Raw genomic sequence first — 12338 nt, forward strand, 5'->3', positions numbered from 1 at the left:
TGCTAGTTCTCGATGATGGTGCGGTGGAAGTTCAGGTGGCTGCGCGAGGCCGTCGGGCCGCGCTGGCCCTGGTAGCGGTTGCCGTAGCGGCCCGAACCATAGGGGTTCTCGGTTTCCGAGGTCAGCTTGAAGAAGCACAGCTGGCCGATCTTGGAGCCGGGCCACAGCTTGATCGGCAAGGTGGCCATGTTCGACAGCTCCAGGGTTACATGGCCGGAGAAGCCAGGGTCGATGAAGCCGGCGGTCGAGTGGGTCAGCAGGCCCAGGCGCCCCAGGGAGCTCTTGCCCTCCAGGCGCGCGGCGATGGAGTTGCCCAGGGTGACCACTTCATAGGTGGAGCCGAGCACGAACTCTCCCGGATGCAGGATGAACGGTTCCTCGGGATCGACCTCGACCAGACGGGTCAATTCGCTCTGGTCCTGGGCCGGGTCGATGTGCGCGTACTTGTGGTTGTCGAACAGCCGGAAGAACCGGTCGATTCGAACGTCCACCGATGCGGGCTGGATCATCTCGGCATTAAACGGCTCCAGGCCGATCTCTCCGGACTCAATTTCTCTGCGAATATCACCATCTGAATACAACACGCCTTTAAATTTATCGTGTCTGCGGCGCAACGGTGAATACCGCACCCCTATATGTACGCGCGATTCGCGCTTCCGGAGGTTTCGAAGTGGGCGGATTCTCATCTGCTGTCCAGAAAATCCGGATATTCTGGGAGCGGGACGCAGTGTCCCCACCGCACCACCGAGGGATTTCCATTCATGCGCTTGGCTTCCGCCCTGACCAGCTCCGTACTCGTCGGAGTGCTCGTGTTCTCCGGCACGGCCGCCGTTGCCGCGCCCGAGGATATTCCGGCCGTCGAGGCCGCGGAGCTGGCTTCTGCGTCGAGCCTGCTGGCGCTGATCAACCCGAGCACCAAGCTCTCCCCCGAGGACTACACCCCGAAGGACCTGGTCACCCTATCCGGGACCTCCTTCCAGCTGCGCAAGCAGGCCGCCGACGCGGTGGAGGACTTGGTCGCAGACGCCCGCGCCGCGGGCCACAGCATCAAGGTACTCAGTGCCTTCCGCTCCTACCAGCGCCAAGCCGCCCTGTTCAACAAGTACCAGGCGCAGTACGGCACCGAGTACGCCGAGCGCATCTCGGCCCGTCCGGGAACCAGCGAGCACCAGCTGGGCTTGGCCGCCGATCTCGGCTATACCAACAGCCGCGCCGAGTTGAAGGAAGCCTTCGGGCAGACCCCGGCAGGCCAGTGGATCGCCGAGCACGCGGTCGACTACGGGCTGATCGTGCGCTATCCGGTGGGCAAGGAAGAGATCACCGGCTACAAGTACGAGCCGTGGCATGTGCGCTATATCGGCAAGGAGCAGGCCAAGGCCATGCAGGAATCCGGCGCCGAGACCTACGAGGAATACTTCGGCATGCTGCAGGACGCCTCCACGCAGGCCCAAGCCACCCCGGCGGCGAAGCCGAGTGATGAACCGGGCTCGGAGCCGTCCACGCCCATCGAGCCAACCACCGAGAAGGAGAACCAGAAGGTCGAAGGCTCCGGCGTGCTGCGCGAGGACGACCTCATGGTGCTGCGTTTCCTGCCGCCCTACCGCGACTGGAGCTTCGGCTTCACCAAGTAGCGGCTAGAAGATCGCCGCCACCGAAAGCAGCACCATCGGCGGCACCAGGGTCGAACCCAAGGCTGTGAGCCAGTGCGCGGTCTTGCCGGTGGCGTTCTGGCAGGCTCCGCTGCGCTTGCGGCGGCTCACCAGATACACGTTTACCAGGATCCAGACGATCGCTCCGATGGCCAGCGGCGGCCCGAGCACGAGGTTGGACGAGAAGTAGCCCTCCACGTTGTGGGCGAGGGACTCTGCGCCCAGGGAGATCATCGGCCCTTGGCTGACGTACATGTACAGCATCCAGAAATAGATGATGCCGGGGATTCCAAGCAGGACATTGACGACAAAAAGCCGAGTCATGCGGTTGCCTCCAAGCGGTGCCCGGATGCGCTGTGCACCGCAGGCGACAGGCGATGCCTGCGTATCGGTTCCTCCGAGTCTACCCCCGCTTCCTGGGCATTCCGGGGCTTTTCGCACACCCGGCCGGTGTGCATCAGCTGTGAAAATCCGCGGTTAAACAAACTGTCCGCCGCCGCTCCCCTGAGGGGAACGGCGACGGAGCGCAGGTGTTTGCGCCGGTCAGCGGCGCTATCCGGGACTACTTGGAGCGTACCGGGATGCCGGTGAAGGTCGGCTTCATGGTGGAGGCGAAAAAGTCGTTGCCCTTGTCATCCACGACGATGAATGCCGGGAAGTCCTCAACCTCGATCTTCCAGATGGCTTCCATGCCGAGTTCTTCGTACTCGATGACGTCGACCTTCTTGATGCAGTCAAGCGCCAGGCGGGCGGCAGGGCCGCCGATGGAGCCCAGATAGAAGCCGCCGTGGGTGTCGCACGCATCGGTGACCTGCTGCGAGCGGTTGCCCTTGGCCAGCATCACCATGGAGCCGCCGGCTGCCTGGAACTGGTCCACGTAGGAGTCCATGCGGCCTGCGGTGGTCGGGCCGAAGGAGCCTGAAGCCATGCCCTCAGGGGTCTTGGCAGGACCTGCGTAGTAGACCGGGTGGTCCTTCAGGTACTGCGGCATCTCTTCGCCGGCGTCCAGGCGTTCCTTGATCTTGGCGTGCGCGATATCGCGGGCCACGACCAGCGGGCCGGTCAGCGACAGGCGGGTCTTGACCGGGAACTTGGTCAGCTCGGCCAGGATCTCGTCCATCGGCTTGTTCAGGTCGATCTTGACCACCGAGGAGCCGCCGGTGCCGGAGACGCCCGAGGTCTCGTCGTCGTGGGCGGCGATGGCCGGGTGGGACTCGTCCGGCATGAAGCGCGCCGGATCGGTTTCCAGCTGCTCGACGAACAGGCCTTCTTCGGTAATCTTCGCCAGCATCTGGCGGTCGGCCGAGCAGGACACGGCGATGGCCACCGGCAGCGAGGCGCCGTGGCGCGGCAGGCGCACCACGCGCACGTCGTGGCAGAAGTACTTGCCGCCGAACTGCGCGCCGATGCCGAAGTGGCGGGTCAGCTCGAGGACCTTCTCTTCCAGATCGGTGTCGCGGAAGCCGCGGCCGGTCATGGCGCCCTCGGTCGGCAGCGAGTCCAGGTACTTGGCGGAACCGTACTTGGCGGTCTTCAGCGCCATTTCGGCGCTGGTGCCGCCGATGACGATGGACAGGTGGTACGGAGGGCACGCGGCGGTGCCCAGCGAGCGCAGCTTCTCATCAAGGAAGGTCAGCATGGCGTTCTCATTCAGGATCGCCTTGGTCTCCTGGTACAGGAAGGACTTGTTGGCCGATCCGCCGCCCTTGGCCATGAACAGGAACTTGTAGCTGGTGTCCGCGCCCGGCTTGGTGTTGGCGTACAGGTCGATCTGGGCCGGGAGGTTGTTTCCAGTGGCCTTCTCTTCCCAGGTGGTGATCGGGGCCAGCTGCGAGTAGCGCAGGTTCAGGCGGGTGTAGGCGTCATAGATGCCGCGGGAGAGCGAGATCTCGTCCTGCTCCTCGGTGAGCACACGCTGGCCGCGCTTGCCCATCACGATCGCGGTGCCGGTGTCCTGGCACATCGGCAGGATGCCGCCGGCGGCGATGTTCGCGTTCTTCAGCAGGTCCAGCGCCACGAACTTGTCGTTCGGGCTGGCGTCCTCGTCGTCGAGGATGTTGCGCAGCTGCTGCAGGTGTGCCGGGCGCAGGTAGTGCGAGATGTCGTGCAGGGCGGTCTCTGCCAGAAGCTCCAGTGCTTCGGGGGCGACCTTCAGGAAGTTCTTGCCATCGGGACCGGCGACAACCTCGACGCCCTCGGTGGAAATCTTGCGATATTCGGTGGTGTCTTCGCCGATGGGCAGAAGATCCTCGTAACGAAATTCAGGCATGCTCGTTCCTTGAATCTATGGTGGGTGCTCGCTATCCAGTTTAGGCCTTGTAACCGGATTTGGCTTATTCGGCGTTTGCGCCCGGGCGGTGATCGCGACATGCTTGGGGTATGAGCACCGAGAACACCTCCGCCCCGCTGGACGGACAAGATCCTAACGAGCGCCCGGATATGATCATCGAAACCCCGATGGACAAGGAACGGGCCCGGCCGAAAACCCACTTCGAAATGATGCTGCAGGCAGGGCTTAACAAACCGGAGCTTTCCGGTTCGGTGCTCAGCGCGTTCATGAGCGCGGAGGTCTTCTTCCTCTCCCGCGAGGAGGTCACCGGCGAGAACAAGAACGCCCAGCCGCTGCTGCTGACCAACCCGGCCGGCGCTCCGATGGTCGCCGTGTTCACCTCCGTCGAGCGCATCCCCTCCAGCTACATCGACCAGGCAGGCTACGGCGTGAAGGTGCAGGGCGCGACGATCGTGCGCGCGCTGCAGGGCACCGGTTTCGTAGTGAACCCCGGCGACGAGCTGAGCTTCGAGATTCCCGCCGAGGGCGTGGACATCCTCAAGGAGCAGATGCTCAAGCAGGATCCCGAAGCCTAGCAATCCACCGCAGCGGGACCTGGATTTTTCCGGAGCCTGATCGTGCGATATGCTGTTTTTCGCCCGGGCCGTCATTAGGCCGCTCGGAGCATGCGGGCGTAGCTCAATGGTAGAGCGCTAGCTTCCCAAGCTCGATACGCGGGTTCGATTCCCGTCGCCCGCTCGCACAGATTGCCGGGACACCCATGGGTGCCCCGGCAATTTTCTGTTCCACCGCGAGGAGTTTCATGACCGGAGTTCTTGAAGGCTTCTCGATCATCTGGGTGGTCATCGCCGTGGGCTACCTGGTGGGGCGCACCGGGGTGCTCGGGGAGCAGGCCCGCTACGTGCTCAACCGCGTCACGTTTTTCGTCGCCAGCCCGGCGCTGCTGTTCACCACCCTGGCCGATTCCGACCCCGTCGCCGTGCTCGGCCCGCTGCTCTGGGTGGCAGGCCTGTCCGCGGTGCTCACCGCCGTCGTCTACCATCTGGCCACCGCCCGCTGGTTCAAGCGCCCAGCCTCGGAACGGATCGTCGCGGCCATGGCCGCCTCCACGGTGAACTCCGCCAATCTGGGGCTTCCCATCGCGCTGTACGTGCTCGGCGACATGTCCTACGCGGCGCCGATCATCCTGTTCCAGCTGGCCTTGTACCAGCCGGTGAACCTGGCGATGCTCGACGCCACCACCTCCAAGCACCGCACGACCCCCATGGCCATGGTCCTGGCCACCGCGAAGAACCCGATGATCATCGGCTCGCTGCTGGGCCTGGTCGTCGCGCTGACCGGTGTCCAGGTCCCCCAGATCGTGCTCGAACCGGTCAACCTGATCGCCGGCGCCTCGATCCCCGCCATGCTGCTGGCCTTCGGCATCTCGCTGGTTGGCTCCAAGCCGCTGGAGAAAGCTTCCGGCCGCCGGGCCGACGTGCTCATCGGCTCGGTCGCCAAGCTGGTGGTCCATCCGCTGCTGGCCTGGGTGCTGGCCTACTACCTGTTCGACCTGCGCGGCGAGCTGCTGGTCGCCTCGGTCATCATGGCCGGGCTTCCCACCGCGCAGAACATCTTCGTCACCGCCTCGCGCTACGAGCACGGGGTCGTGATCGCCAAGGACACCGTGCTGATGACCACCATCTGCGCCATCCCGCTGATGATGGCGCTGGCGCTGCTGCTGGGCATCTGAACCGTCGTATTTCTTTACATGACTTGGGTACGGAAAAGACCCGGCACCCGGGTCTATGATCGGGGAATAGCCCGCGGCCGCCGGCCGTTGTGTACGGTTATCCGTTCCCTAGCATCCTTGTGAGGTCATCGTGAAACGCATCGCTCCCCTGCTGGCCACCGCCGCCGCCCTTGCCCTGACGCTGAGCGCCTGCGGCGGATCCCCGGACAGCGGCGGCACCCCCGATGAAGCGGGCGCCTCCGCGCTGCAGAAGGTCAAGGACGCCGGCGTGCTGACCGTGGGCACCGAAGGCACCTATCGCCCCTTCTCCTACAACGAGGGCTCCGAGCTGACCGGCTACGACGTGGAGGTCATCAAGGCGGTCGGCGAGAAGATGGGTGTCGAGGTCAAGTTCCAGCAGACCCAGTGGGATGCGATCTTCGCCGGGCTGGACGCCGGGCGCTTCGACGTAATCGCCAACCAGGTCGCCATCAATCCCGAACGCGAAGCCAAGTACCTGTTCTCCGAGCCCTACACGGTCTCCACCGGCGTGATCGTCACCAAGAGCGACAACACGGACATCACCTCCTTCGAGTCGCTCAAGGGCAAGAAGACCGCGCAGTCGCTGACCAGCAACTACTACGAGACCGCGAAGGCCGCCGGCGCCACCGTGGAACCGGTGGAGGGCTGGGCCCAGGCGGTCACCCTGCTCAAGCAGGGCCGCGTGGATGCCACCGTCAACGACAAGCTGACCTTCCTGGACGCGCAGAAGACGCACCCGGATGACAGCATCAAGATCGCCGCCGAGGCCGAGGACAAGACCGATTCGGCCGTCGCGCTGCGCAAGGACGCCACCGACCTGCAGGAGGCCATCAACACGGCTCTGGACTCCCTGCGCGCCGACGGCGAACTGGCGAAGATCTCCGAGAAATACTTCGGCGAGGACGTCAGCAAGTAGCGACCGGCTTCCCAGTAGACTGGCTCCACACGTAGCACGCGTGGAGCCGGTTTCATTTTTCGCAAAAGGTGACCCATGGACTCGAATTGGCAGTTGTTCCTCGACTCGCTCTGGCCGCTGACCCAGGCCGCGATCACCGCCAGCATTCCGCTGGCCGTCATCAGCTTCGCCATCGGCCTGGCCGTGGCACTGCTCATGGCGCTGATGCGGATCAGCGGCAGCAAGGTGCTCTCCTCGGTCGCCCGCGTCTACATCTCGATCATCCGCGGCACTCCCCTGCTGGTGCAGCTGTTCGTGATCTTCTACGGCATGCCCTCGATCGGGCTGACCATCGACCCGTGGCCCAGCGCCATCATCGTGTTCAGCCTGAACACCGGCGGCTACTGCGCCGAGATCCTGCGCGCCGCAATCCTCTCGGTCCCGGCCGGGCAGTGGGAGGCAGGCTACTCCGTCGGCATGTCACGCACCCGCACGCTGTACCGCATCATCCTGCCGCAGGCCGCCCGGGTCGCGGTGCCGCCGCTGTCCAACTCGTTCATCTCCCTGGTGAAGGACACCTCGCTGGCCTCGATCATCCTGGTCGGCGAGATGTTCCGCAAGGCCCAGGAGATCACCGCGGTGACCTTCGAATTCATGCTGCTGTACTGCACCGCGGCCGGCATCTACTGGGTCATCTGCCTGCTGCTCTCCGCCCTGCAGAATTCACTGGAAGGAAGGCTTGAAAAGCATGTCGCCAAGTAACCCTGCCGCGAGCCTGCTAACCGTCACCGGCCTGCACAAGTCCTTCGGGGCGAACCAGGTGCTCAAGGGCATCGACTTCACGGTGCACACCGGCGAGGTGGTGGCGCTGATCGGGCCCTCGGGATCCGGCAAGACCACCGCGCTACGCTGCCTGAACGGACTGGAGATCCCGGATGCCGGCACCGTCGCCTTCGCCGGCGGCCCCGAGGTCGCCTTCAGCGCGGGCTTCAAGCCGAAGCAGGCGCAGATCCTGCGCCAGCGCTCGGCCATGGTTTTCCAGGGCCACCATCTCTTCCCGCACCTGAGCGTGCTGCAGAACGTGACCGTCGGCCCGCTGGAGGTGCAGAAGCGCCCGCGCGCCGAGGTCATGGAGCAAGCCACGGCGCTGCTGGCCCGCGTCGGGCTGGCGGACAAGGCCCAGGCCTACCCGAATTCGCTCTCCGGCGGCCAGCAGCAGCGCGTGGGCATCGTGCGCGCGCTGATGCTCAAGCCCGACCTGCTGCTCTTCGACGAGCCGACCAGCGCGCTGGACCCGGAGCTGGTCGGAGAGGTGCTGGTGGTCATCAAGGAGCTCGCCCAGGAAGGCTGGTCGATGGTGCTGGTGACCCACGAGCTGGCTTTCGCCCGGGACGTCGCGGACACCGTGGTGTTCATGGACGGCGGGGTCGTGGTGGAAACCGGGCCCGCCTCCCAGGTGCTCGCCGCGCCGCAGAACCCGCGCACCCAGGCCTTCGTCCAGCGTCTGCTGCACCCTTTTTAGAGGCTCACCGGTTCCCATGCCAACCGCGGAATTTCTGCATTAGGCTATGGCTATGGAATCCACGCTGCTGACAAACCTGATCAACGGGTACGCCTTCACCACCGACTGCCTGGAGCTAGGCGCTGCGATCGTCGACGGGGCCGCGCGCCCCGAGGCACAGGTCCGCGTGCCGCTGTCGATGCTCAACCGCCACGGCCTGATCGCCGGAGCCACCGGCACCGGCAAGACCGTGACCCTGCAGGTGATGGCAGAGCAGCTGGCGGTCGCCGGCGTACCGGTGTTCCTGGCCGACCTCAAGGGCGACCTCAGCGGCCTGGCCCAGCCGGCCGAACCCAGCGCGAAGCTCGACGAGCGCCTGGCCGGCATCGGGCACCGCTTCACCGCCCGGTCCAACAAGGTCGAATTCCTGGTCCTGGGCCAAGGCCCCGGCGGCATCCCGGTGCGCGCCACCGTGGACTCCTTCGGCCCCATCCTGCTGGCCCGCGTGCTGGAGCTGAACGAGACCCAGGAGCAGGTCCTGCAGCTGGTGTTCCATTACGCCGATACCCGCAAGCTGCCGCTGGATGACCTCAAGGACCTGAAGTCGGTGCTGGAATTCCTGCTCGGTCCCGAAGGCAAGAAAGACCTGCGCTCGCTGGGCGGGGTCTCCCCAGCCAGCGCCTCGGTGATCCTGCGCGGGCTGACCATCCTGCAGGCCCAGGGCATGGACCCGTTTTTCGGGCAGCCCGAATTCGACACCGCAGACCTGCTGCGCAGCGAGGGCACCGGGATCATCAGCGTGCTGGAGCTCCCCGCGCTGAACCGCCAGCCGCTGCTGTTCTCCACCTTCCTCATGTGGCTGCTCGCGGATCTGTTCGACGAGTTGCCCGAAGCCGGGGACCTGGACAAACCCAAGCTGGTGTTCTTCCTGGACGAGGCGCACCTGCTGTTCAAGGGGGCCTCCAAGGCCTTCACCGAGGCCGTCATCTCCACCGTCCGGCTGATCCGTTCCAAGGGCGTGGGCCTGTTCTTCATCTCGCAGTCCCCCGCCGACCTGCCCGACGAGGTGCTGGCGCAGCTGGGTACCCGGGTGCAGCACGCGGTGCGCGTGTTCACTCCCAAGGACGCCGAAGCGCTCAAGGAGGTCATGGGCACCTTCCCGGCCGGAGAACTGGACTTGAAGACCGCGCTCACCCAAGCAGGCGTAGGTGAGGCAGTGATCACGGTGCTCGGCGAGAAGGGCGTGCCGACCCCCGCCGCGTGGACGCGGCTGTCTTCCCCGGGCTCGCGCATCGGCCCGGCCGACGCCTCGGTGGTCTCCGGCATCATCGCCGCTTCCGCCCTGGCGGCCAGGTACTCCACCGCGCTGGACCGCGATTCGGCCCATGAAATGCTCACCGGGCAGCCCGCTGCCGCCCAACCGGCCCAAGCGCAGCCTGCCGCGCAGCCCGCCAACCAGCCCGGCACCCCGGAGCCGGCGTCCGCGAGCTCGCAGGGCGGGCCGGCGACCAGCGCTGACATCGACGAGGAAGCCCGGCGCATCGCCGAGTCCATCCTGGGCAAACCCACCACGGTGCCGGCCAGCGACTTCCCGATGCCGGACTACCAGCAGGGCCCGGAGCCCGAACCTGCCCCGCGCTCCCGCGGCAAGGATTCGACACCGCAGGACTCGACCTCCTCGCGGCGCCCTGCCGAGCGCACGCAGAGCAGCGAGCTGATGGATTTCGCGTTGGATGCGGCGAACATGCTCGGGCGCGAGGTGCTGCGCGGCATGTTCGGCACCCGCAAGCGCAAACGGCGGTGAAACACCGCAATAAGTAGCCCGGTTTCAGAGTCGGCGGTGAAAACCGATAGCCTGAGACGTGATGAATTTTCGTACCTCAGCGCCCGTCACCGCTTCGCGCATCGCCGTGCGGTGGGCCATTGCCGCCGTTATCGTCATAGCCCTGCTGGTCGGCGGCGCGCTGGCCGCCAACCGCCTGCTCTTCTCCCCGCAAAAGCAGGTCGCCTCGCTGCAGCAGTACCTGGCCGCGGGCGACGGCGCCCATGCGCTGGGCCTCATGCAGGCCACGGTGCCCCAGGGCGACGCGGTCGCGCTGGACGGCGAGGTGCTCAAGCGCACCCAGGAAGGCATCACCGACTTCACTGTCGACGCCGCCGTGCCCAGCGAGCAGGATCCGGATCTGCGCCAGGTCACCGCGCACTACAAGGCCGCCGGGGTGGACAAGGAGTCCACCTACATGCTGCGCCACACCGGCAAGAACTGGCTGTTCTTCGACACCTGGGCCTTCGAGCCATCCACGCTGCCGACGGTGCAGATCAAGGCGAACACTGTCAACGAGGTCAACGTCAACCAGCAGGCCATCCCGCTGAAGGCCGGCACCAGCACGCTGCCGGTGTTCTACCCGGCGGTGCTCGACGCCAGCTTCAGCACCAAGAACTTCGAGGCGGACACCCGCGGCGTGGTGGTCACCGGGGTCGGCAAGCAGCCGGTGCAGATCGCGCTGAAGACCCAGCCGACCAAGGAATTCATCGCCTCCATCAGCGCCAAGGTCAAGAAGTACCTCGACGGCTGCGCCACGCAGCAGGTGCTCATGCCCTCGGGCTGCCCGTTCGCCTACAACACCACCGCCCGGGTGGATTCCTCCTCGATCAAGTGGTCCATCGACAAATACCCGACCATCGATGTCAGCTACTACAACGGCGCCTGGATCCTGGCCCCGCTGGAGGTCAAGGCCAGCGTGAATCTGGTGGAGCAGGACCTGCGCACCGGCGCCAAGGAAGCGAAGAAGGCCACCGAGAAGTTCTCCTTCACCGCGCACCTGACCACCAGCACCACCGAGGTCTCCGTGTCCCCGGTGGCCGGCGGCGAGCAGGCCGCCCGCTAGCCTGCGGCCCGGCCGGCGGCCAGCGCGCGGCAGCTAGCGCAGGTTCAGCATTTCGCGGATCTGCGCGCGCAGCGGCACCGCGTCGTGGCGGAACTTCTGCCAGGCAACCAGCGCCGCGATGCTCGCGGCCAGCGACAGCCCGGCACCGATGGACACCGCCACCCGCACCCCCAGCTCCTCGGCCAGCCAGCCGATCAGCGGCGAGCCGACCGGGGTGCCGCCCATGACCACCATCAGGTACAGCGCCAGCACGCGCGCCCGGTATTGGGCCGGCACCGAGGTCTGCACCATGGTGTTGCAGCTGTTCAGGAAGGTCAGCGACGCCAGCCCCACCGGCACCAGCATGATGCCGAAGAGCACGTAGTTCGGCATCCAGGCGCTGGCCAGCGCGGAAATGCCGAAGGCGATGCCGCCGCCGATCAGGTAGCGCCAGCGCGGGCTGGAGCGCCGGGCGGCCAGCAGCGCGCCGCCGAAGGTGCCCACCGCCATGATGCTGCCCAGGATGCCGAATTCGCCGGCGCCCACCCCGAAGGCCTCGGTGGCCATCATCGCGTTGGTCATCTGGAAGTTCAGCCCGAAGGTGCCGATCACGAACGCGAGCCCGAAGATCAGCAGCAGGTCGCGCCGGCCCTTCACGTAGCGGAATCCTTCGCGCACCTGCCCGCGCTCGCGCTTGACCGGCTTGGCCAGGTGCAGCTGGCCCTTGCGCATGAACACCAGCGAGGAGATCACCGCCAGGAACGAGGCGCCGTTGACCAGGAACGCCGGGCCGGTGCCGAAGGCGGCGATCACCGCGCCGGCCACGCCGGGGCCGGCAAGCCGGGCCAGGTTGAAGTTCGCGCTGTTCAGCGCCACCGCGTTGGCCAGATGGGTGCCCGGGACGATCTCGGAGACGAAGGCCTGGCGGGCTGGGGCGTCGAACGCTGAACCGATGCCCAGCAGGGTGGCCAGGATGTACACGTGCCACAGCGCCGCGGTCTCGGTGACCACCAGCAGGCCCAGCACGATCGCGCACAGGCCCATGAACGCCTGGGTCATGATCAGCAGCCGGCGCTTGTTGAAGCGGTCGGCGACCAGCCCCGCATAGGGACCGAGCAGCAGGATCGGCAGGAACTGCAGGCCGGTGGTGATGCCGGTGGCAGTGCCGTCGTTGTCGGTGAGGACCGTGAGCACCAGCCAGTCCTGCGCCACGCGCTGCATCCAGGTGCCGATGTTGGAGACCAGCGCGCCTGCCACCCAGTTGCGGTAGTTGGGTATTTCCAGAGCCCGGAACATTTGCGATGCCATCAGTATCTGCCGGATCCCTCCGGCGCCTCCCGCATCCAGTCTAGCCATGCGTGCGCCGGACTTGCTGAGGTTTCC

General features: G+C 66.1%; 12 protein-coding genes and 1 tRNA gene. 9 read left to right on the forward strand and 4 right to left on the reverse strand.

The genetic code is table 11. The annotated features are described in order from the left end of the window. Window positions 1-2: 2 nt before the first annotated feature. Window positions 3-584, reverse strand: a complete 582-nt coding sequence (gene dcd, locus ACTX90_RS13475) for a dCTP deaminase (RefSeq protein ID WP_047119889.1) — start codon at window positions 582-584, stop codon at window positions 3-5. Between the two features lie 177 nt (window positions 585-761). Between dcd and ACTX90_RS13480 the strand changes: the two genes are divergently transcribed. Then, on the forward strand, window positions 762-1631 hold the full coding sequence (locus tag ACTX90_RS13480; protein WP_424678162.1) for a M15 family metallopeptidase: 870 nt from the start codon (window positions 762-764) through the stop codon (window positions 1629-1631). A gap of 3 nt (window positions 1632-1634) precedes the next feature. Here ACTX90_RS13480 and ACTX90_RS13485 read toward each other — a convergent pair whose 3' ends face one another. After that, window positions 1635-1973 carry a hypothetical protein gene (locus ACTX90_RS13485; protein WP_053798634.1) on the reverse strand — a complete coding sequence of 113 codons (339 nt, stop codon included), beginning with the start codon at window positions 1971-1973 and terminating at the stop codon, window positions 1635-1637. Window positions 1974-2211: 238 nt separating this feature from the next. Further along, the gene (locus ACTX90_RS13490) at window positions 2212-3918 is read right to left on the reverse strand and encodes a fumarate hydratase (protein ID WP_113607518.1); all 1707 of its coding nucleotides are present in this window, start codon (window positions 3916-3918) and stop codon (window positions 2212-2214) included. A gap of 110 nt (window positions 3919-4028) precedes the next feature. On the opposite strand from ACTX90_RS13490, the gene ACTX90_RS13495 reads away from it, so the two are divergent. The 8 genes from ACTX90_RS13495 (at window position 4029) to ACTX90_RS13530 (ending at window position 10976) form a co-directional block, all read left to right on the forward strand. Beyond that, window positions 4029-4514 (forward strand): SseB family protein, encoded by a 486-nt coding sequence (locus ACTX90_RS13495; RefSeq protein WP_047119892.1) that lies wholly within the window; start codon window positions 4029-4031, stop codon window positions 4512-4514. 92 nt (window positions 4515-4606) lie between these two features. Then, window positions 4607-4677, forward strand: a tRNA-Gly gene (locus tag ACTX90_RS13500). Window positions 4678-4741: 64 nt separating this feature from the next. Then, a complete protein-coding gene (locus ACTX90_RS13505; RefSeq protein WP_053798636.1) occupies window positions 4742-5671 on the forward strand; it encodes an AEC family transporter in 930 nt (309 codons plus the stop codon). A gap of 130 nt (window positions 5672-5801) precedes the next feature. Next, window positions 5802-6608, forward strand: coding sequence for an amino acid ABC transporter substrate-binding protein (locus ACTX90_RS13510; protein ID WP_047119894.1), 807 nt, complete (start codon window positions 5802-5804; stop codon window positions 6606-6608). A gap of 75 nt (window positions 6609-6683) precedes the next feature. Beyond that, complete coding sequence (locus tag ACTX90_RS13515; RefSeq protein WP_443442234.1) at window positions 6684-7349, forward strand: amino acid ABC transporter permease; 666 nt, start codon at window positions 6684-6686, stop codon at window positions 7347-7349. Then, window positions 7336-8109, forward strand: coding sequence for an amino acid ABC transporter ATP-binding protein (locus ACTX90_RS13520; RefSeq protein ID WP_047119896.1), 774 nt, complete (start codon window positions 7336-7338; stop codon window positions 8107-8109). The genes ACTX90_RS13515 and ACTX90_RS13520 overlap by 14 nt, the downstream gene beginning before the upstream one ends. 46 nt (window positions 8110-8155) lie before the next feature. Beyond that, window positions 8156-9892 carry a helicase HerA-like domain-containing protein gene (locus tag ACTX90_RS13525; RefSeq protein WP_443442235.1) on the forward strand — a complete coding sequence of 579 codons (1737 nt, stop codon included), beginning with the start codon at window positions 8156-8158 and terminating at the stop codon, window positions 9890-9892. A gap of 61 nt (window positions 9893-9953) precedes the next feature. Continuing rightward, a complete protein-coding gene (locus tag ACTX90_RS13530; RefSeq protein WP_443442236.1) occupies window positions 9954-10976 on the forward strand; it encodes a hypothetical protein in 1023 nt (340 codons plus the stop codon). 33 nt (window positions 10977-11009) lie between these two features. On the opposite strand, the gene ACTX90_RS13535 is transcribed toward ACTX90_RS13530, so the two are convergent. Next, window positions 11010-12263 carry an MFS transporter gene (locus ACTX90_RS13535; RefSeq protein WP_443442237.1) on the reverse strand — a complete coding sequence of 418 codons (1254 nt, stop codon included), beginning with the start codon at window positions 12261-12263 and terminating at the stop codon, window positions 11010-11012. Window positions 12264-12338 lie beyond the last annotated feature (75 nt).

It is taken from the genome of Glutamicibacter soli (genome assembly GCF_052322135.1).
GTDB lineage: Bacteria > Actinomycetota > Actinomycetes > Actinomycetales > Micrococcaceae > Glutamicibacter > Glutamicibacter soli.

Bases quoted from the DNA above. Each gene is read 5' to 3' on its own strand.
- ACTX90_RS13535 (WP_443442237.1), bottom strand. From the start codon at position 12,263: ATGGCATCGCAAATGTTCCGGGCTCTGGAAATACCCAACTACCGCAAC.
- ACTX90_RS13485 (WP_053798634.1), bottom strand. From the start codon at position 1,973: ATGACTCGGCTTTTTGTCGTCAATGTCCTGCTTGGAATCCCCGGCATC.
- ACTX90_RS13520 (WP_047119896.1), top strand. From the start codon at position 7,336: ATGTCGCCAAGTAACCCTGCCGCGAGCCTGCTAACCGTCACCGGCCTG.
- ACTX90_RS13495 (WP_047119892.1), top strand. From the start codon at position 4,029: ATGAGCACCGAGAACACCTCCGCCCCGCTGGACGGACAAGATCCTAAC.
- ACTX90_RS13490 (WP_113607518.1), bottom strand. From the start codon at position 3,918: ATGCCTGAATTTCGTTACGAGGATCTTCTGCCCATCGGCGAAGACACC.
- ACTX90_RS13515 (WP_443442234.1), top strand. From the start codon at position 6,684: ATGGACTCGAATTGGCAGTTGTTCCTCGACTCGCTCTGGCCGCTGACC.
- ACTX90_RS13525 (WP_443442235.1), top strand. From the start codon at position 8,156: ATGGCTATGGAATCCACGCTGCTGACAAACCTGATCAACGGGTACGCC.
- ACTX90_RS13505 (WP_053798636.1), top strand. From the start codon at position 4,742: ATGACCGGAGTTCTTGAAGGCTTCTCGATCATCTGGGTGGTCATCGCC.
- ACTX90_RS13530 (WP_443442236.1), top strand. From the start codon at position 9,954: ATGAATTTTCGTACCTCAGCGCCCGTCACCGCTTCGCGCATCGCCGTG.
- ACTX90_RS13480 (WP_424678162.1), top strand. From the start codon at position 762: ATGCGCTTGGCTTCCGCCCTGACCAGCTCCGTACTCGTCGGAGTGCTC.